This is a genomic window from Aquimarina sp. RZ0 (assembly GCF_008370685.1).
In the GTDB taxonomy this organism is placed as follows: Bacteria; Bacteroidota; Bacteroidia; order Flavobacteriales; family Flavobacteriaceae; genus Aquimarina.
This window is the reverse complement of sequence record NZ_VTZU01000003.1, coordinates 37,051-57,530: the sequence shown is the minus strand read 5'-3', so window position 1 is coordinate 57,530 and position 20,480 is coordinate 37,051. Positions and strand designations below refer to the sequence as shown.

20 protein-coding genes are annotated in these 20,480 nt (G+C 32.8%); 8 read left to right on the top strand and 12 right to left on the bottom strand.

The window, feature by feature from the left end; translation table 11 throughout:
• Positions 1-4 precede the first annotated feature (4 nt).
• On the bottom strand, positions 5-283 hold the full coding sequence (locus tag F0000_RS02120; protein ID WP_255452597.1) for a GNAT family N-acetyltransferase: 279 nt from the start codon (positions 281-283) through the stop codon (positions 5-7).
• Between the two features lie 169 nt (positions 284-452).
• Entirely contained in the window at positions 453-845 is a 393-nt protein-coding gene (locus tag F0000_RS02115) for a rhodanese-like domain-containing protein (protein WP_149623046.1), read from the bottom strand.
• Between the two features lie 139 nt (positions 846-984).
• Here F0000_RS02115 and F0000_RS02110 point away from each other — a divergent pair, with 139 nt between their 5' ends.
• Positions 985-1,896: a LysR family transcriptional regulator gene (locus tag F0000_RS02110; protein WP_149623045.1), complete on the top strand. Its 912-nt coding sequence runs from the start codon at positions 985-987 to the stop codon at positions 1,894-1,896.
• Positions 1,897-1,919: 23 nt separating this feature from the next.
• On the opposite strand, the gene F0000_RS02105 is transcribed toward F0000_RS02110, so the two are convergent.
• The 6 genes from F0000_RS02105 to F0000_RS02080 form a co-directional block, all read right to left on the bottom strand.
• The gene (locus tag F0000_RS02105; RefSeq protein ID WP_149623044.1) at positions 1,920-2,660 is read right to left on the bottom strand and encodes a hypothetical protein; all 741 of its coding nucleotides are present in this window, start codon (positions 2,658-2,660) and stop codon (positions 1,920-1,922) included.
• Between the two features lie 478 nt (positions 2,661-3,138).
• Positions 3,139-3,771 carry a hypothetical protein gene (locus F0000_RS02100; protein ID WP_149623043.1) on the bottom strand — a complete coding sequence of 211 codons (633 nt, stop codon included), beginning with the start codon at positions 3,769-3,771 and terminating at the stop codon, positions 3,139-3,141.
• Between the two features lie 491 nt (positions 3,772-4,262).
• Entirely contained in the window at positions 4,263-5,339 is a 1,077-nt protein-coding gene (locus F0000_RS02095) for a T9SS type A sorting domain-containing protein (RefSeq protein WP_255452595.1), read from the bottom strand.
• Between the two features lie 253 nt (positions 5,340-5,592).
• A complete protein-coding gene (locus F0000_RS02090) occupies positions 5,593-5,988 on the bottom strand; it encodes a hypothetical protein (RefSeq protein WP_149623041.1) in 396 nt (131 codons plus the stop codon).
• 64 nt (positions 5,989-6,052) lie between these two features.
• Positions 6,053-7,072 carry a phenylalanine--tRNA ligase subunit alpha gene (gene pheS, locus F0000_RS02085; RefSeq protein ID WP_149623040.1) on the bottom strand — a complete coding sequence of 340 codons (1,020 nt, stop codon included), beginning with the start codon at positions 7,070-7,072 and terminating at the stop codon, positions 6,053-6,055.
• 247 nt (positions 7,073-7,319) lie between these two features.
• Positions 7,320-7,676 (bottom strand): hypothetical protein, encoded by a 357-nt coding sequence (locus F0000_RS02080; protein WP_149623039.1) that lies wholly within the window; start codon positions 7,674-7,676, stop codon positions 7,320-7,322.
• A gap of 283 nt (positions 7,677-7,959) precedes the next feature.
• On the opposite strand from F0000_RS02080, the gene F0000_RS02075 reads away from it, so the two are divergent.
• Positions 7,960-8,472 (top strand): CvpA family protein, encoded by a 513-nt coding sequence (locus tag F0000_RS02075; protein ID WP_149623038.1) that lies wholly within the window; start codon positions 7,960-7,962, stop codon positions 8,470-8,472.
• Between the two features lie 155 nt (positions 8,473-8,627).
• On the opposite strand, the gene F0000_RS02070 is transcribed toward F0000_RS02075, so the two are convergent.
• From F0000_RS02070 to F0000_RS02055, 4 genes are all read right to left on the bottom strand, one after another.
• Positions 8,628-10,472 carry a SulP family inorganic anion transporter gene (locus F0000_RS02070; RefSeq protein WP_149623037.1) on the bottom strand — a complete coding sequence of 615 codons (1,845 nt, stop codon included), beginning with the start codon at positions 10,470-10,472 and terminating at the stop codon, positions 8,628-8,630.
• Between the two features lie 108 nt (positions 10,473-10,580).
• The gene (locus F0000_RS02065) at positions 10,581-11,213 is read right to left on the bottom strand and encodes a carbonic anhydrase family protein (RefSeq protein WP_149623036.1); all 633 of its coding nucleotides are present in this window, start codon (positions 11,211-11,213) and stop codon (positions 10,581-10,583) included.
• An 11-nt stretch (positions 11,214-11,224) separates the two neighbouring features.
• On the bottom strand, positions 11,225-12,805 hold the full coding sequence (locus F0000_RS02060; RefSeq protein ID WP_149623188.1) for a SulP family inorganic anion transporter: 1,581 nt from the start codon (positions 12,803-12,805) through the stop codon (positions 11,225-11,227).
• A 133-nt stretch (positions 12,806-12,938) separates the two neighbouring features.
• The gene (locus F0000_RS02055; RefSeq protein ID WP_149623035.1) at positions 12,939-13,265 is read right to left on the bottom strand and encodes a hypothetical protein; all 327 of its coding nucleotides are present in this window, start codon (positions 13,263-13,265) and stop codon (positions 12,939-12,941) included.
• A 462-nt stretch (positions 13,266-13,727) separates the two neighbouring features.
• Here F0000_RS02055 and F0000_RS02050 point away from each other — a divergent pair, with 462 nt between their 5' ends.
• Genes F0000_RS02050 through F0000_RS02025 form a run of 6 tightly spaced genes read left to right on the top strand, consistent with a single transcriptional unit; the run spans position 13,728 to position 19,977 of the window.
• Positions 13,728-14,135, top strand: coding sequence for a prepilin-type N-terminal cleavage/methylation domain-containing protein (locus F0000_RS02050; protein ID WP_149623034.1), 408 nt, complete (start codon positions 13,728-13,730; stop codon positions 14,133-14,135).
• A complete protein-coding gene (locus F0000_RS02045; protein ID WP_149623033.1) occupies positions 14,136-14,618 on the top strand; it encodes a hypothetical protein in 483 nt (160 codons plus the stop codon).
• Positions 14,618-16,033, top strand: a complete 1,416-nt coding sequence (locus F0000_RS02040; RefSeq protein WP_149623032.1) for a GspE/PulE family protein — start codon at positions 14,618-14,620, stop codon at positions 16,031-16,033. The genes F0000_RS02045 and F0000_RS02040 overlap by 1 nt, the downstream gene beginning before the upstream one ends.
• 5 nt (positions 16,034-16,038) lie before the next feature.
• Entirely contained in the window at positions 16,039-18,267 is a 2,229-nt protein-coding gene (locus tag F0000_RS02035) for a type II secretion system protein GspD (RefSeq protein ID WP_149623031.1), read from the top strand.
• Positions 18,267-19,475 (top strand): hypothetical protein, encoded by a 1,209-nt coding sequence (locus tag F0000_RS02030; RefSeq protein ID WP_149623030.1) that lies wholly within the window; start codon positions 18,267-18,269, stop codon positions 19,473-19,475. Before F0000_RS02035 ends, F0000_RS02030 begins: the two co-directional genes overlap by 1 nt.
• Positions 19,459-19,977, top strand: a complete 519-nt coding sequence (locus F0000_RS02025) for a hypothetical protein (protein ID WP_149623029.1) — start codon at positions 19,459-19,461, stop codon at positions 19,975-19,977. The genes F0000_RS02030 and F0000_RS02025 overlap by 17 nt, the downstream gene beginning before the upstream one ends.
• Positions 19,978-20,480: the final 503 nt, after the last annotated feature.

The window sequence follows — 20,480 nt, the reverse complement described above, 5'->3', positions numbered from 1 at the left end:
CACATTACAAACTCCATAAGAACCGTTCTTTGTTGTAGGCTATGGCACCAAGGTTTTTATAAAACTTAATAGCTTCAGTATTAAAACTAGGTGTTTGCCATTGCATGCGACTACAATTTTGATCTTTTGCATACGTTTTGACCCAATTCATAATTTCTTTGCCTATTCCATTACCTCTGTTTTTTTCTTTTAGATATAAACAACACAAATACATATAATACTGAGCATCCCAGGTAGAAAATTGTTTCATAAATGTAGCATATCCAACAATCTCATTCTTGATTTCTATAACCAGGCATTTTATACGATTTATAACTAAAAATTTCGCATATTCATCGTTTCTTTTTTGTTTGTGATATCATAGTTTATTTTTTCGTACGCTGCGTGTTCTGCACACAAACTAACAATCGATTCGATATCATTTGCTATGGCAAAACGTATAGTATATTTTATTAACAAGCGCATTGTATCTCTGAGCCAGTAGAAGCATTTGTCCCCTCGGTAGCATACCCATCAATTTTCCACCATGCCAATCCTCCTATTAATTCTTTTACAGTAAAACCCTGCATAGCCATATTTAATGCTCCCTTTGTAGAAGCATTGCAACCAATACCATCACAATAACAGATATACGTTTTGGTTTTATCTAGTTTTTCAGTGTTTTCTTGAGTCATTTCTAAATGAGGAAGGTTTATTGCTGTTGGAATATGTTCTTTTTTGTAAGCAAAAGGCTGACGGGTATCCATGATAATAATATCTTTTTGGTTTTCTAATGCAAAAAATAAATCAGAAGGATCCATTTCATAAGAAAGTTTGTTTTGGTAGTATTCAACTTGTTTTTTCACGTTTTTAAGCTTTTTATATTGTTTTGTTCAAAAATAGATAAGATTTATTCTATGAGATCATAGTTTAATTGAATGATTTTTTAGGATAGCTGAAATTTTTTCAATTACCAAAGATTGAAATTATTGTACTTTTGAGTGTATGGAGATCAAATATTTCAGACTTATAAAAACGATAGCAGAAGAAGGTAATATTGCGAATTCTTCTGAGAGATTATTCCTTACACAGTCTGCACTAAGCCATCAGCTTAGAGAAATAGAAGAACGATTAGGGTTTAAGGTTTTTTATAGAAGTAGAAATAATTGGAAACTTACCGAAGAAGGTACAGAATTATATAAAACAGGGGACGAACTTCTGGAGATTCTGGAACGAGGTTTTAATTCTATTCAAAAAATCAGAACAGGTTCTAAAGGGGCTATTAAGGTGAGTACCGAGTGCTACTCTTTTTATCAGGGTCTTCCTGCTTTTATCCAAAAAATGGCCGTCTTATATCCTGAAATAGAAATTGATTTGATTCTGGATGCAACACACCAACCTATTACCAAAGTGTTATCTCACAATATTGATATAGCATTAGTTACTTCACTGGTTAGCACAACAGGCTTAACCGTAATTCCTCTGTTTGAAGATGAAATATTTGCAGTAATGCATAAAGAGAATTGCTTATATAAACAAGAATACTTGAGTGCTGCAGATTTTAGTGATACTCATCTTATTATTCATTCTTTTCCCATAGAAACTGTTTCTGTTTATCAACAGTTTTTAAGCCCTGATAAAATAGTACCTGCCAAAATATCTGCAATACCGCTAACAGAAGTTTCATTAGAAATGATCTCTGCTAATATGGGTATATCCTGTATACCAAAATGGACTTTAAAATCATTTCGCCTTTCTGAGGATCTTAGATTTAAGAGAATAGGAAAAAATGGATTAAAAAGAACGCATTATCTGGTATTAAGAAAAGAAGATCGTAAGAAAAAATATATAGATGATTTTATTTCTACTTTTGAGGATGAGTTTGTAAAAAAAAATCGCTCTATTGAGCGATTTTAATTATCAGTCTTGTTAATAACTGATTACCATTGTTTTGTCGTTGTACTTAGTCCTTGATATAATAATTTTAGGGGAGTTGAGGTTTTTCCTGTTAGATTAGTTGTATCTCCTAATTCATAAAAATAGGTATTATCATCAATACTACTTTTTCTTCCTATGGTTAATCCGGCAGGTTTAAAAATAGCCATATGGCATTTACTATTTGTTGAAAGGTCATTTCCTTTAAGTAAGAAGAATATTTCTTCATTAACTCCTGTATGCTTTGGTAATGGATCTCCAATATCGGTATATCCCTCGGTATTACCATCACTGGATAGTTTGAGCTTTAATCCTGGTTGGTCATTAGCTTGTATTGCATAATATTTAAATGCAAATAAATAACTGTTTTTAGGTAGCACAGCTTCTTCGGTCTCATTAGAAAGTGTAGTGGGAGAAGAAGTTGTAGTAATAATATTAGAAGATTCTTTGTACTCTGATTCCAAAATACCGCTTTTAAAGACATTTTCTATTTCTGAGGCTAACGCATTATATTCTGTTGCCGTTATAAGAACCCATTCTCCATTAGCAGCATCGATATATGCAGGTTTAGAAGTAGTCAGTACCTCTTCGATTTTATCTTTCTTAGCATTAGGATTAGTCACCTCTCCATCAGTTACAGGATTTTCTATTTCATTAATATCTTCTGAAGTTTCGCTTTCACTACAAGACTGAAATGAAAATAGAAAGAGCATAATAACGACTAGAATTGAATATTTTTTTAGCATGTTTTTAGGTTTTATAGTTAAACTTAACAGCGCAATTATTTTAGTTAAAATACGTAAAAACAAGATTAAAAGCGCTAATTTTTATGATTTTTCGATGAAATACACAAGAAAATTCTTACATTATTGTTTTTCAATATATGCGATATAGTTTAACAGTAACAGGGGAAATTTATTTTTACTAGTACATGTAATTTTATCAAATAGTATTCTGGAGAAGGATAAAAGAATTTTGATGCATATTATTAAAACGGCATTGGCATTATATAATGAAGTGGATTAAACTACTTCAATTCTTAGATGAAATCACTGTAAACTGAATTGAAGTATTTTTTAATTCAGACGAGAAATAAGAAGAAATGATTTTTGCAGGGATTTTATTTGAGAATTATAATACCATTTGTCATTTGAATTTACTGGTATTACAATAAAAAGAGAGTGCTCGACTTCTCAAGCACTCTCACATTCTAATATTCGAACATTATTCCGAAACTCTTTCAAAACCTTTTTCTACATTCAAAATAGCATTAAAAGTTTTGTTTTCTTTATTAAAAACTACAGGGTACTCTCCTGCTTTTAGGACATTTCCTCTCAGGCCAAGCTCTTTAGTTGTTTCTATGTCTAACACAAGATCTTGTTTCAGCAAAAGAATTTTTCCATCTGATGATAGAAGTCTGTTTTCTTCATAAAACTGTAAACCCAATATCCCTTCATTCATAGCAAAAGGCACAGCACCATGGCGAGAATCAATATCTAATTGTAATTTCTCTCTTAATGATATAAACACTCTTGGGTCTATTTTTTCATAAATAATTCTCGGGTCAAAAATATCTGGCCAACACGGAATTAATTGACACGGTTCAAAATAAATTTCGGGAATACAAATGCGTTTATACTCGCAGATTCCAGGAAATGAAGAATGACAGTGCCCTCCCCATTTTAATCCGTACTCGATATAATAAAAACAAGTTTGTCCCCAACCCTTTTTGGTCTCCGGCTCTTCAGAATCATTATTTTCTACGACTACTGATTCCTCTTTCAGGATTTGCTCCTTCTCACACGCCCATATAATGAGAATGATTGCTACTACTACTATTAATGACACTTTTTTCATAATATAAAAAGATTTTAAGATGAATATAATAAACGTCATATGACCATGATGAATACACCAAATTTTGATCTTATAAAGTTTTACTAATTAGTGTATTAACATATGCAGAAGTAAACATTTTATAGAGATAAATATCATAGTTATCTTGATCTAATACAAATGCTACTTATTAAGACTTATACGATTTGTGATTAAAAAATTCGTATAAATTCATTGAATTATTTTTTCTTTATGCAAGGCAAAAAAATCAAGCATAGCTATAGTTACGGTTTATTTTTTAAACGAAGTAGAAAGGAAAAAGAAACGATGAATATGCGAAATTTTTAGTTATAAATCGTATTATACCTATATTCTTTGAATTTACCACAATAAAATATTCTTTTTCAACTTAGTTTCAGAATCAGAAAAGTTTAAATTGCTTCAATAAAAAAGCGAGAAATCAGTAAATAATTTCTCGCTTTTATAATTTTGTGCTTATTGCAATAACGGAATTACCGCTTGATTATTGATTTTGAATCTACTAAATCCCCATTAAAAATTCTAGCAACATACATACCTGTTGAAAGTTCATTTATCGATATCTGATTATCTTGCCCTTGCAATTTTTCTGTTTTTACAAGCTGTCCGAGATTGTCATAAATTCTAACTACCGCATCATCCACTATCTGGTTAATTAGATTAACATGTACGATATCAGTTACCGGATTAGGATACACCACACTTTTGGGAGCATTAATATCAGTAACACTAAGATTAGCATCTTCTAATGAATATGTATGTACCCAATCTACATACATCGTATTTATCTGATCATCAGATAAGTCACTTTTTACTGCAACACCTCCACTCCATGGAGCGTCTATCGTCCATAAATCCCAAATAATATTAAGGCTTCTTGTAAAATCACGATTTGTCACAACACTACCTGCCGGCTCACCGTCCAGGTAAAACTGCATATTATTTTTATCTTTCCACCACACACCTATTGTATGATAATCCTCATTCCATTTTACACCTCTAAGAGGATTTTGGGGAGATAAGTTTCTGTTATCAAAATTGCCTTTTGCTCTATCATCATTCGTTGCAACCGTTATAAAATATTGAGATTGCATTAAAAAAGGCCAGTCTGCTTGCCTGGAAGGAATAGAAGGTTTAGAGTTATTCTCGCACATATCGATCTCATCTCTATTATTAATATCTCCGTTATTCATCCAGAAGGTATTATAAGCAGAAATATGAGCGGTTCTCATTTTACATTCGGTATACATAGGGTAACTAATCTGAGTAAAAGACATTACTCTAGAGGTTTCAAACCATCGATTAGAAGAGTTATCTAATGTTGCCTTGATCCATAAATTACCATTCGTGACTCCAGAATTCTGAGCTAACATCATAACTGGTTCTCCATAATTCCATAAAGGTTTCCACCATTTGGAATCATTCCATACATCAAATTCATCTGAGAGTGAAGGAACTACTTCCCATACCTTACCTTGTGGAGGTGCAGGTTGTGCATACATTTGACCACTCATAAGTAAACTCAAAGTAATTAGGGATAAAAAATTCATTGTGCAATAGTTTTTCATGACGATTTTATTTAGTTATCACTAAAATAACAAAAAGAAACTATTCACCTGCCTAATACCTTGATAATTAACATGTAAAATCATCTAAGTTTTCGGGTTTTATGAATCTGTGATTTCTATAATTAAAAATACAATTGATAATGAGTTTTACCAGACAAGCTCGATTTAATGAAGCTTAACTCAAAATCAAACTGTTTTTTTTATAAATGCTTTGTGGACTTGCACCGAAGGTAGTTTACTTTACCAAAACTCCACGTTGCTCTATTACCGGCAAATCTCGAAAAGCATTCTCATGTATCGTATTTTTTCTAAAAAGATATTTTCGATCATACAATTTACCTTGAGCAAAGAAAGTCACCGAGAATTCATTATTCATAGAAAAGAGCTCTTCCTGAAGCATTTCTATTTTGGCTGTTGACTTAGCTTCAACCGTCCCAATTCCATGTCGTAGCAAGGAGGTTTTTCTTTCTGTATCATATCCTTTGGTAACTACTAATACCATTTCTATAGGGATATCCTGATCATTAATAATATATGCATTCCAGTCGTAGCCAGAAAACTCATTATTCCATTCTTTGACTACAGCAATATATACATTTCGTACTACTGGTATTTCAATATCTTTCTTCATATCATACCTTTTAGGGAAAATATTTTTTATACTTTCACCCCAAGATAAATAAAATCTTTTTATTTTATAATACAGATTTAAACTGCTCTAGAAAACGGACATCATTCTCGCTCAGCATACGGATATCAGAGATTCCATATAGTAATAATGCAATACGATCTATACCCATACCAAATGCAAATCCACTATACTTTTGCGGGTCTATATTGCAGTTTTTCAATACATTAGGATCCACCATACCGCATCCCATAATCTCTAACCAACCCGTTCCTTTGGTCATTTTATAATCTGTCTCTGTTTCTAATCCCCAATAAACGTCTACCTCGGCACTAGGCTCTGTAAACGGGAAATAGGATGGGCGCAATCTAATTTTTGATTTACCAAACATCTCTGTGGTAAAATATTGTATCGTCTGTTTAAGATCTGCAAAAGAAACATCCTTATCAATGTATAATCCTTCTACCTGATGAAAAAAACAATGTGATCTTGCAGAAATGGCCTCATTACGAAATACTCGTCCTGGAGAAATTGTACGAATCGGAGGTTGGTTATTCTCCATATAACGTACTTGCACGGATGATGTATGTGTACGTAATAAAATATCTGGATCTGTCTGAATAAAAAAAGTATCCTGCATATCACGCGCCGGGTGATATTCTGGTAAATTTAATGCAGTAAAATTATGCCAGTCATCTTCAATCTCCGGACCTTCGCTCACATTAAATCCTATACGAGAAAAAACATCAATGATCTGATTCTTAACTAGTGAAATAGGATGTCGCGCCCCTAAGGCCATGGGTTCTGCAGGTCTTGTTAAATCTCCATACGCCCCTTTTTCTTCTTCTTTGGATTCTAATTCATCTTTTAGGGAACGCACTTTTTCTTCTGCAGCATTTTTGAGCGCATTAATAGTCTGACCAAACTCTTTTCTTTGTTCTGCAGCAACATTTTTAAACTCCGCAAAAAAATCATTAATTAATCCTTTTTTACCGGAAAATTTAATTCTGAATTCTTCTACATCTTCCTTTGTCTTAGCTTTGAATTCTTCAACTTCAGCAATATATTCTTTAATCTTATCGATCATGATTTTTTTCTTAAATAGAGCACAAATTTAAGTTAGTATTTTCTAAAAGTATAACAAAAGTTATCTTTTCAGGATAAAAATTATAAAACGGCTGTCATAGAGGTTTCTTTAAGAATCATCTGGCTTCCTGCATTTTTTCATAATTGTATATCAAATTTCATCAAAAAAAGTAAAATGACAAAACCAATCTGTATTCATATTCAAAAAATCCGTTTTCAAAAATGTAAACCACTTCAATATGTATTTTTTACGAGATATATTCACTTGCCATAAAATAGCTAACAATAGCCTCTTTCATTAATACAGATTGTTCTCCTGCCCTGAGATTAGGTAATTGTTCTTTTACTATATAATGTGGCCATCCCTGTTCATCAAAATAATCAAATTCATAATAGCCGTAAGGTTCTAAAAGTCTGCAAATTGCAATATGCATCAGATCCAGCTTTTCATCTTTTTTAAATTTTCTATGAATCTGTCCTAATTCCTGTACGCCAATCAAATAAATAATAGCATCCAGATCCAATACATCTCCATCAGCAAATTGATTTGATAATTTATCTACCAATATTTCCCACCGTTCTTTTAGTTTCTCATCTCTTGCCATAATCTTGTGTTTACCTTCACTTATAATTTTATAAAAAAGTAACGTTTTGCAAAAGTAATGCTTCGTCGAAAAACCAAACGATGATTCCTAAGAAATCTTATATGCCACATCTCTATACTTTATCTATTCTTTAATTAAAAGTTTTTCTGTAAATACAATGTATAACTCTGGGATATTTGGATCACACCTGAAACTGAATCTCAGGTATAAATGCAGCTACTCTATACCTGTTGACATTCAATTTTGATTTAAAATAGTATCTTAGTCCAAGAAAATGTAACTAATGAATTATATAGATATTATCTTAGGCGTTCTTTTATTGTGGGGATTAATACATGGGCTTAGAAAAGGGCTATTTGTTTCTATAGCCTCTATGGTTGCACTTATTGCTGGCATTTATATTGCAGTGCACTTTTCTCACGTCATTGGGGATTTCCTTGGAGAATACGTAGATTGGGGAGAAGGAACTATGAGATTAGTAGCTTTTGCCATTACTTTTATTATTGTTATTATTATTGTATCCTTAGCAGGGAAATTATTAACTAAAATTGCTGATTTCGCTTCTCTGGGTATTCTCAATAAAATTCTGGGTGCTACTTTTGGAGTTTTAAAATTTGCTTTTATTGCTAGTGTCATTATCATGCTTCTTGATGCGGGAAACAGAACACTCAATATAATTAAGCAAGAAACATTAGATACTTCAATTTTATACCCTCCTGTAAAAAAACTGGCTCCTGCTGTATTACCAAGTCTGCTAAATAATAGCAAAAAAAAGGATTCTGAAGATGCTACCTAAATAAAATAACCTATTAAAATTTGATCTTTTTCGTGAATGAAGTGATTTAAACGTTTTTGATTCTGGCAGAAAAAGGAAATTTTATTCTAGTAAACTACCTAGGGGAAAGCCCACGGAGCATTTAAATCTCGATTATCGAGCAGTATTATTTAAAATCACTTAATTCCTGCGATGCACTCATCAAAAGTCTCAAATATAGATGTTTCTGGCACCAAATCCGGGATAATATCAATACGCTCCATCATATACCTGGGTTGCCTCAATAAGCCTACAAAAAGAATATCTATATTTTTCTTTTTCAGGTCTAAAATCATTTCCTCCATCGCATACAATCCTGATTGATCCATATATTGCATAAGACCCAATCTCATAACCACTACAGATGCCGTATCAGGAATTTGAGAAGCTAATTTCTGAAAATCACTGGTTGAACCAAAAAATAAAGGTCCTTTGAGATGCTTTATAAAAACTTTTTGATTTAATGCTGAAAGAAAATCTGTTTCATCTCCCCAGCCTTCTTCTTCTTTTAATGGTTTTACATCAGATCTTTCTGCTGTTAGATCCCCTATTTTTTTCATAAACATCAGAGAAGCAATTATCAACCCAATTCCAACAGCATACACAAGATTCCAAAAAGTGGATAATAAAAGTACGATTAGCATTATCAATACTTCTGAACTAAACCTTAATGGCCCTAATTTGATATCTTTTGGTAAACTTGCTATTGCTTTAAGTCCTTTATAGTCCATTACACCAATACCTACAGTTATTAAAATTCCGGCAAGTACAGCTGCTGGTATTTTGGAAGCTACTGGTCCTAGTCCCAACATGATTATTAAAAGCATAGCACCTGCTATCATACCAGACAGCTTGGTTTTCCCCCCAGAATTAATATTCACTACTGTTCGTATAGTAGCTCCTGCTCCCGGAATACCTCCAAAAAGAGCCGCAATACTATTACCAATTCCCTGACCGATTAACTCTCTATTGGGTTTGTGTTTGGTTTTGGTCATATTATCTGCAATTACACTTGTTAATAAGGAATCTATGGCTCCTAAAAGCGCTAGTGTTAATGCAGTAAAAATATATGGAACAATACTATTTATATTAAACTTTGTAAATATTTCCCACTTAGGTACTGGTATTCCACCAGGTATCTCTTCAATAGCTCTATACTCTAACCCCAACCCAAATGCAATCGCAGACATAACAATTAATGCAACCAATGTACTAGGGAGAACAGTAGTAATTCGTTTAAACCCATAAATAATGATAATGGTTCCCAAGGCTAATAAGAGTTCTAACCAATTGATGTTTTTTAACGCTCTCGGAAATACTTTTAAAGCTCCCAAAGCACCTGATGCTTCTTTTGCTGCCAATATTTTTGATTCTGTCAGAATATCATCTTGAGAAATTGTATCAGCTCTGCTTATTGTTTCTTTAAAATTCTCAAGAACCAGAATTCCTTCTCCTGCTTCTTCTTTCAGAATATTTTCGAGAATTACCTCTTCTGCCTGTGCCTTAAACCGATCTACAAATGCTACATCTTCTTTTGGGTAATATCCTAAAGATGGCAAAACCTGTGTTAATAATATGATCACACCAATCGCTGTCATAAAACCAGAAACGACAGGATAGGGTATATATCTAATATATTTTCCTAAACCAACCATTCCGAGACCTATCTGTATAAGTCCACTCAGTAAAAATACTGTTAATATAGCAGGTAATGCTTTTTCAATACTACCATCATTAGCAGCTATTATACCTGCTATGACAACCATACTCACAGCAGTCATAGGAGCCGTTGGACCAGAAATCTGCGTACTGGTTCCTCCAAATAATGCAGCAAAAAAACTTATAAAAATAGCTCCATAAAGTCCGGCACTTGGTCCTAAACCGGAAGATACACCGAATGCCAATGCCAAAGGAAGCGCAACAATACCTGCTGTCAATCCTCCAAAAGCATCCCCTTTAAGATTCCCAAAAAATCCTTTCATATCACATTTTTTTTTCCTAACAATAATAGTCAATCTATTAATATTCAACCTAAAAAAATTAGATATAATTATAAAGGCTCTTTATTTTAGTCTAAATTTTAACATGTATCAGTTTTCAAAAAAAGTGACACCTCCGGTACTAATATCATACATCCCCCCGATTATCAATATTTCTTTATTCTCCTCCATCTCTCTCAAGACACTACTCTCTGCACGGATATTCTCAATTGTCATGTACACATTTTTGACAGCTACTTCATTAACAAACTCAATATTTTTGGATGTTCGTAAGGAAGCATCAGAAGGTTCTGTAACGGCTGCAACAGCAGGTTTAATTTTGGATAACAATGCTGTCAGATTTCCCAACTTAGCATTATCTACAGCTCCTTTGACTGCTCCACAACTAGTATGACCTAATACTAATATTAATCTGGTTCCTGCAAGTTTACTGGCAAACTCCATACTGCCCAGAATATCTTCGTTAACAAAATTTCCTGCCACCCGAGCACTAAAAATATCTCCTATTCCCTGATCAAAAATCAATTCTGAAGAAACTCTGGAATCGATACAACTTAAGATAGTTGCAAATGGATATTGACCTGCTTTAGTATCCTTTATTTGTCCCAAGAGGTTTCTATCGGCCTTCATGCTGTTTTGAAATCTTTTATTTCCTTCTTTTAGCAATTCTAATGCGATTTGCGGCGTAATTGCTGCTTGTGTTTCTTTTGTATGTGCTTTCATAATATGGTGTTTTATGCAGTTTTTGGTCTCAATTCAAAAAATTCAATATAACTATCGGGGTTTTCTACTACTCCTCTTTCGGATATTAACTGAATATCAATACTTCTGGTTTTTGCCTTTTCAGAAAAATCCTCTAATATTTCAATAATATCACTATCCAAATATCTTGTCTTTCTAACATCTAATGTAAGATAGGTATCATTTGGTAATCGGTCTAATTCTTTTAAAATTGCTCCTTTATTAAAAAAGGTTACCTCTTCTGCAAGTGTCATTTTAATCTTATGTTTTCCATTACTTTTATCTTCGATATGCAAAAAGTGAGAATTTTGATAGCTTTTTATTAAAATCACAACGATTCCTACTAATAATCCTAAACCAATTCCTACCAATAAATCTGTAAAAACAATCCCTACCACAGTCACTGTAAAAGGGACAAACTGTTTCCAGCCCATAAGATACATTTTTTTGAATAACGCTGGTTTTGCCAATTTATATCCTACGATAAGAAGAATCGAAGCCAATACAGAAAGTGGAATCATATTCAAAAGTCTAGGGATCAATATCACAGAAATTAATAATAAAAACCCGTGAATGATTGCAGACATTTTTGTTTTTCCACCAGATTGGATATTAGCAGAACTACGAACAATTACCTGAGTAATAGGAAGTCCTCCAATCAGTCCTGAAATAATGTTTCCTGTTCCTTGCGCCAACAATTCTTTATTCGTAGGAGTTACATTCTTTTCTGGATCTAATTTATCTGTCGCCTCTACACATAATAGGGTTTCTAAACTAGCGACCAGAGCAATTGTAAATGCGGTGACCCAAATATCAATATTACCAATCGCCGAAAAATTAGGAAAACTAAACTGTCCTAAAAAAGATGAAAAGTTATCAGGAATAGGAACACTTACTAAATGGTTTTTAGAGATTGCCAGACTTTCTGAAGATCCAGTAACCATATAATAAATAATCCCAGCGGCGACTGCTACCAGTGGTCCTTGTATGATCTTAAAAAACTTTCCTTTTTTTGCTAATACTTTATCCCAAAGTAATAATATCGCCAATCCAATGACCGCAATTATTGTTGCCCCAGGGCTAATAAAATTAATAGAATTTATAATCTCAGAAAACGTATTCTCTCCATCAACCTGAAAAAAAGCAAAATCCCCTTCTGGATCTACATCATATCCAAAGAAATGTGGGATTTGCTTAAGTATAATGATGATTCCGATACCTGTTAGCATTCCTTTAATAACAGAAGACGGAAAATAATATCCTATGATTCCTGCTCTTAGGAATCCAAAGACCAATTGTATTACTCCTCCAAGGACAACTGCGACCAAAAAATTCTCGTATCCACCTAATGCCCCAATAGCACTTAATACTATTGCTGCTAATCCAGCGGCTGGCCCACTGACACCTATTTGCGAACCACTCATAGCTCCTACTACAATTCCTCCAATAATCCCGGCAATAAGACCAGAAAAAAGAGGTGCACCACTAGCGAGGGCTATCCCTAAACATAAGGGTAAGGCTACAAAAAAGACAACGATACTTGCTGGAAGATCGTTCTTAATACTTTTAAAAATATTCATGATTTGAACAATTAAATTAATGCCTAAGTAGGCTTTTAAAATTTTAATACTCTAAAAATAAAGGTCGTATATTAACCGCTATCCTAACAACGGGAGAACGCGTAAATAACCTATGTAACAAAAGAAATTATGAGTATTCTGGAGGTGGTGTCGTGTATTCTAAATATACAGACGAGTTTTTGTAATATAATTCTGGATAATCGTTTGTAACCAGGACGCATATTCTGACAAACTTATCCTCAGAACCTTGCGAGATCTTATCCTTTTCTTTTAAATCTTCCTTCTCAGAACTATCTTTTTCTGTGGGCTCGGATTTCTCTTCTTTTTCATCATAAATAACAATTGAGGAGATATCTTCATTATAAAAATTAAATAGTTCTAAACCATAATTCCCAAGGTTTAGAAGAAAACCAAAGACAATTAAAATTCTTACTATTTGAAGTTTTATTACCATATAAAATATTAATTCAGAACACAAAAATAATAGTATTACTTTCAAAATTTGTTAAATGAATTGTAAATTTCTTTGAATTAATTTTGAAATACTTTATAACCAAAAACTTTCATTTTAGCTTGATTCAATCTGAAAAAACTAGCTGAAAATTAAAATCGCAAACCACCTGAGTATCAATCCCTCTATATTTATTACTAAAAAACAATTTCGTAAATAGAAGTGTACAATGTTTATCTTATCATTTTAATCAAGTTTTCCTACATGGTTACCATTAAGTAGCATCAAAATCTTAAAAAAGCATTATTTTAAAAATTATAGGGTAACAAAACACTCTTTTTTGTTACTATATAAATAGAGACTATGGTTAAATCCTATTGATATTCTAATTGTCAGTATATTAAGTAGTATAAAAAAGTATATTTTTGCAGATTACATTAACCCGCGGTTTTTTAATTATTAGTTATGAAGCATAAAACACATAAGATCAAAGCATTTAATCTCCAGGAGATGCTTTTGGTGTTGGCAATAATAGGAATACTTCTATTAATAGCACTACCTAATTTCTTGCCGCTTATTGCGCAAACAAAGGCACAGGAGGCAAAAATACAATTGAAAACCATTAGCAATATGCAAACTCAGTATAGATATCTTAATTCTAAATATTCTATTGATTTTAATGAAATAAATTATGAAGCTCCTACAACAGTAAAAAATGGAGGAACGGCTAATTATAGTTACGAACTTCTGGAAGCTTCTATCTCAAGTTTTAAGGCAAGAGCTACTGCCGTTGTAGATTTTGATGGTGATGGAGTTTACAACATCTGGGAAATTGATGAAAAGGGAAGTCCAAAACAAATTACTAAAGATTAGATGTTGGTTTTGAAAGGACTCATTATATATAATCTGGGCTATATTGCCTATCAAGATCTTAAAAGTAGAGAAGTATATTGGTTTCTATTTCTGAGCCTTATTATTTTAATGGGACTACAACACTATCTTCAGGTATTACCAATACATTTTATAAACGCAATCTTAATAAACCTGGTCATTATATTTATCATAATCGCATTACAATATATATACACCATCATAAAGATAAAACGACCTTTCTTCAAAGAGGTTTTCGGACTGGGGGATGCATTATTTTTTGTATCGATGGCGATTGCATTTCCTACGATTACTTTTAACATTCTATTTGCTTTTTCTTTATTTTTTTCATTGAGCATCTGGTTAATTTTCAAGAATAAATCATTTCATCAAAACCCACCGCTAGCAGGATATATGGCAATTTTTTTACTATTAATTTTTATAGGAAGCTGGAGTACTCATATAATTAATCTGTATCTTATCTAATGAAAATACATTCATTCGAAATACCAGTACAGTTAAAACAGTTGATTACACCCAATCAGGCTTTTCACTATAGAATAGTTCCATTTTCTAAAAAAGATGAAGTTATCTATTTCAAAACGGATGTAGAAAACCCTGAAAGTCTTAAAAAAGAGCTTTCTATACTTCTAGATCATAAAATTAACCTGATTTCTGAAACTCAGGAAAATCTACAATCGTATCTGACGCTTAATTATAGAAAAACAACAACTTCTAGCAATCAAAAACTTCATTATGAAGAGAATTTTCTACAAAAACTAATAGCAACGGCAAAAGATTTTGGCAGTAGTGATATCCATTTGGAACCTTATGAGAAGTTTTGTCGAGTACGATTGAGACTTGACGGGAAATTAAAAGAACAATATACAATCAGTAATAAAGAATATCCTCAATTGATTAATCAGATCAAAATACAATCCGGACTTGATATTTCTCAAAAAAGACTCGCACAGGATGGACGTATTACTTTTAAAAATGGAGCAGAAGAATTCGATATACGAGTATCCACTATGCCTACATTGTATGGAGAAAAAATTGTGTTGCGATTATTGAGTAGAAACACACAAGATGTACAACTTAATGACTTAGGGTTTACTGATAAAGAACTCGAATTATATAGAGAAGCCACTAAAAAACCTCAGGGAATCATATTAATATCAGGTCCCACAGGTTCTGGAAAAACGACTACTCTATACGCTACCTTAAAAGAGCTCAACAAAGAGATATCGAATATTCTAACAATAGAAGACCCTATCGAATATACGTTAGAAGGTGTAAATCAGGTACAACTAAGAGAAGATATTGAGTTTGATTTTCCAGCTGCTCTTAGAGCTTTTTTACGACAGGATCCCGATATAATTATGGTGGGGGAGATTAGAGATGATAAAACAGCTAGTATGGCTATCAAAGCTGCATTGACAGGACATTTAGTCTTATCTACTATACACACCAACTCGGCTTGGGCAACTATCTCCAGACTTATTGATATGAAGATTCCTTCTTTTTTACTAGCCAGTACACTAACGATGAGTATTGCGCAACGATTGGTAAGAAAGCTGTGCGAGCACTGTAAAAAAGAAAAGAATTCAGAAATAAAAGATTTTCCTCTGGGATTTGATATTCCCGAAGAAATTAAAAAACATTATATCGCCTCCGGTTGTAATTATTGTTACCAAACAGGATATTTAGGCAGAAAAGCAATTTATGAATTGCTACCCATTACCAAAGAATTAGAAACAGCAATACGTCAGAATGAACTACAAATCGATGACTATATTATAACCCAAAATATTGACACGCTACAAAGTAATGCAATACGCCTGGTAAGGGAAGGCGTAACTTCTATCGAAGAAGTATATGCGTTATTAGCTAATAATTAATGAATATGAAGAAGAACATACTTTTAATATGTTTCGTTTTTAATGTTGGAATACTATCGTTTGCTCAAGATACTTTTCTGAATCAATCGCAAGACAATACCAGAATTGCTACCTTAGAAAACAAATTGCAATTGCTAAGTGTAGAGATACCAGGCCTAGGAGAAAAAGTAAATGTAAATATCTCTAATACTACATTATCTAATTTTTTGAGAGCGGTTTCTCAAGTTCATAAAATAAACCTTACGCTCTCTGATCAACTGAATACTCTTACGATTGTTACCAGTGGTTTTAATGATGTTAGTGTACAGGATTTATTAATATTTGTTGTCAAAGAGTATCAATTAGATATAGAGTTTACCGGAAATATATTAGCTATAAAACCATATACTCCACCTGCAGATGTAATTGCAGAAAAAGAACCGGTCATAAAGTATGATATTACCACCACCACCTTGTCTACAGATCTTAGAAATGATCCATTGCCTAAAGTATTTAGAAAAATTACCGAGGTTTCTGGAAAAAATCTTCTGTATACTCCAGACTTAAATACTAAAAATCTGACTTTGTATCTCAGCAATGTACCTGTTGATGTAGCATTAAAAAAATTGGCAGCATCCAATGATATGGATCTTACCGTAACAAAAGATGGATTTTATGAATTCGAAAATATTCCTGGTCTCAGCGATGGCAATACCAATTATACCCGAAGAAACAGAAAAAATTCTAATTACAAAATAGTAGACACCCTCAATAGAGTACTTACTGTAAACCTTAGAAATTCTTCAGTCTCTGAATTGATTAACAATGTTGCTGAAGATCTGAAACTAAATATCTTTACAGCATCCCCTCTGGAGAAAGCTGGCAATGTAACAGTGACAGCAGAAGCTATTAGTTTTGATGATCTTTTGGTAAAAATTTTCGAAAGTAACTCTGGTGCTACAACACAGACTCAAAACACAAACAATGTTACCAACAGGAATACTAGTTCTAATCAGCAAAGTGACTCTAGAAATAATCAAACCGCATCGACTTCAAATAACTTCACATTTAAAAAAGAAGGGAATGTCTATTATTTTGGAACAGAAAATCAATTGACGATCAAGAAAATAGAATTGATTCAAATGATGCACAGATCCATTGCTATGTTGGGAGATGCCAACCCTGCCGGTAGTGTTGGTAGTAATAATTTTGGCAGTAATAATTTTGTAACAGGTGGTACCAATTTCTTTGGCAATCAGGGAAATTCTAATTTTAATCAAAACCGAACAAACAACAGAAATCAGGGAGTCATCAATTCTGGAATTTCGAGGAATTCTTCAACAGGCAGTTCTGGCAATACGCCAGCAGGATCAATTTCTGATATTTTTCCAGCTTCTGTTACAGAAGGTCTGGATATTAAAATTGATACAGAGCTAAATAGTTTTGTGGTAAGTGGATCTGGAACACGTGTAGAAAAATTTAAGAATTTTATAAAATATATCGATAAACCTGTACCACTAATCCTGATTGAAGTAATGATCCTGGAAGTTAGTAGAAGTGCAACTGTAGAAACTGGTGTAGAATTTGGGATCGGCAAAGAACCCACAGTGACCGAAGGTGTCACCTTTCCTAATGCTAATATTACATTGGGCGCACAAACAATTAATAGAATTATTGGTGGTTTTGATGGGTTTGGTTCCTTAAACCTGGGGAATGTGGTTCCTAATTTTTATATGGATATAAAAGCTATGGAATCTAATGGAAATGTAAAAATATTATCCACTCCAAAACTAAGTACCTTAAATGGACATAAAGCTTATTTATCTAGTGGTCAGACTACATATTATGCAGTGACCAGCCAAAATATTTTTGGATCGCAAAACCCCCAAACTTCAGAGATCGTAAACTATCAGCCCATAGATGCAGAATTAGCCCTGGAATTTAAACCTTTTGTTTCTGGAGATGGTCAGATTACATTGGATATACAGGTGATTCAGTCTAATTTTAGCGGAGAACGTATTGCAGAAGATGCACCACCAGATATTAATAGCAGACGATTTTCTTCTATTATGCGCATGCAGGCAAATGACGTTGCCATCCTGGGAGGAATTGAAGAAAAAGTAAAAAATGATTCAGGTTCTGGAGTTCCCTTTTTATCACGTATTCCAATCATAAAATGGTTATTTAGTAAACGAAGAAGAGAAGACTCTAAGAAAAAACTGAATGTAATCATTAAACCTACAGTATTCTATTAATGCTAAAATCCCTATTGTCATACAACCCTATAGGAAAAACTTTCTTTTCATTTGAGCAATCAGAACAAGATGACCATACGACAATTCTGGGGATGGAAGTTTTACAAAAAAAAGATGAACTAGATGTCATACAAAACTTTATTGTACATGACATTACAGCCATCGCTGTTATTACCAAAACTGCTGTAAAAGCAAATCTTATTATTACGGATAGCAATGTATTGACAAAAGAAGTATTTGTAACAGCATCCGATCAGGAGGTTTTATCAGAAGCGTATCCTAATCTTAATTTGGATGATTTTTATTACCAAATTCTAAAAACTACAACCCGATCTTTTGTTGCTGTATGCCGGAAAGCTTATGTAGATACCGTTATTACACAATATAAAAAAGCAAATATCAGCATTACTACCATTGATTTAGGAATTCTAAAGACGACGGCTTTATTGTCCTACATTTCGGATGCAGAAGTGATGACGTATACTTCAGTAATTACACTTGATACTAATGAAGTTATCGCTATAGGTGTTAATCACGGAGACACTCAAAATTATACAATAGATACTATAACAATACCCAGCACACACACCTTGCCATTTGCTGCTATTCTAGATACTGTAACAAATCAAACTCGCATTTCTGGCAATATAGAAGATAAAAATCTGGAGCTGAAACATCAGTATAAAGAATCACAGTTTTTTAAAAAAACGTTACAATACAGTGTGACTTTTCTGCTAATTTCTTTATTGATTAATTTTTTTATTTTCAATAGTAAGTATAAAAGCTGGCAAGGATTACAAGAAGAGCAGCAGATATATACTACTCAGAAAGAACGCATTAAAAAACAACAATTTATTGTAAGTACTAAAGAAGCTATTGTAACCAGTATCGTACATACAGGTTTCTCCAGAAGTTCATTTTATGTGGATCAAATTATTCAATCTCAGCCAGAAACTGTACTTCTTACAACCTTTATCTATCAACCGGTCACAAAAACTATGCGTAACGACAAACCCATTAGCTTTAAAAAAAATACAATCACCATTACAGGCGACTCTACAGATAAACTGAGTTTTACTACCTGGTTGAATCGTATAGAAAGCCTAGAATATGTACAGGGAGTTACTATTATAAATTATGGATTGAGTACAAAAAACACAGCTGATTTCGAAATAGCAATTAACTTAATCGATGACACAGAAAAATAAAAACATAACATTGGTGATAAGCCTTCTGGTAGTTTTGTTTATAGCGTATCAATATGGATTTGCTAAAACCTTTACCATAAGCAAACAAGTTACTGTATTACAGAATCAAAAACAGGCGTACGAATCCGCTCCTGCTCAATTAGCTGCATTGGCAACTAAAGAAAAGCAATTAGATGAAATTTTGAAAAAGAATAATGTAGAAGGAAACTCACTACAGAATAACATTTTAAAAACATTAAATATATTATCTGGCGATGCCAGTTTTACTATAATTGCTTTTGAAGAACCACATATCTATCTTGATGAAACCTCTCAGAAAACTACCACCACGTATAACTTTACTTTACAGGGAGATTACAAATCATTAATCGGGGTATTATATGCCTTAGAGCAACACTATAGCTTCGGGAATGTAATCAATACTAGTTTTGAAAAGAAGAAGAACTTCAGAACCGGAAAACGATTTTTACAATGTCGGATTTTATTACAGCGCCTCAATTAATCTCATACCATTTGTCATTTGAGTTTATAAAAAAGTGGAGTTCGGTCAAATGTCTTTTGTACTAGCTAAAATATACCGAAAAAAACTGATTGATTTGAAGGTTTTTATATCATACGATTTGTGATTAAAAAATTCGTATAAATTCATTGAATTATTTTTTCTTTATGCAAGGCAAAAAAATCAAGCATAGCTATAGCTACGGTTTATTTTTTAAACGAAGTAGAAAGGAAAAAGAAACGATGAATATGCGAAATTTTTAGTTATAAATCGTATCAGTTCTTAGATCAAATCACCGTAAACTGAATCAAATTCTTATTTCGAACTCGCATTCAATAATAGATTAGAAAATTTATATCGGACTGAGTTATTTTCTGTAAAAAATTACATTGAAGACCAGAAAACTACTCCAGGACAAGCCCACGAGGCATTTATTAGAAAAAAACATTTCGATTTCGGGGCAAGCCTTGGAGCATTTAAATCTCGATTATCGAGTAAATTTTTAT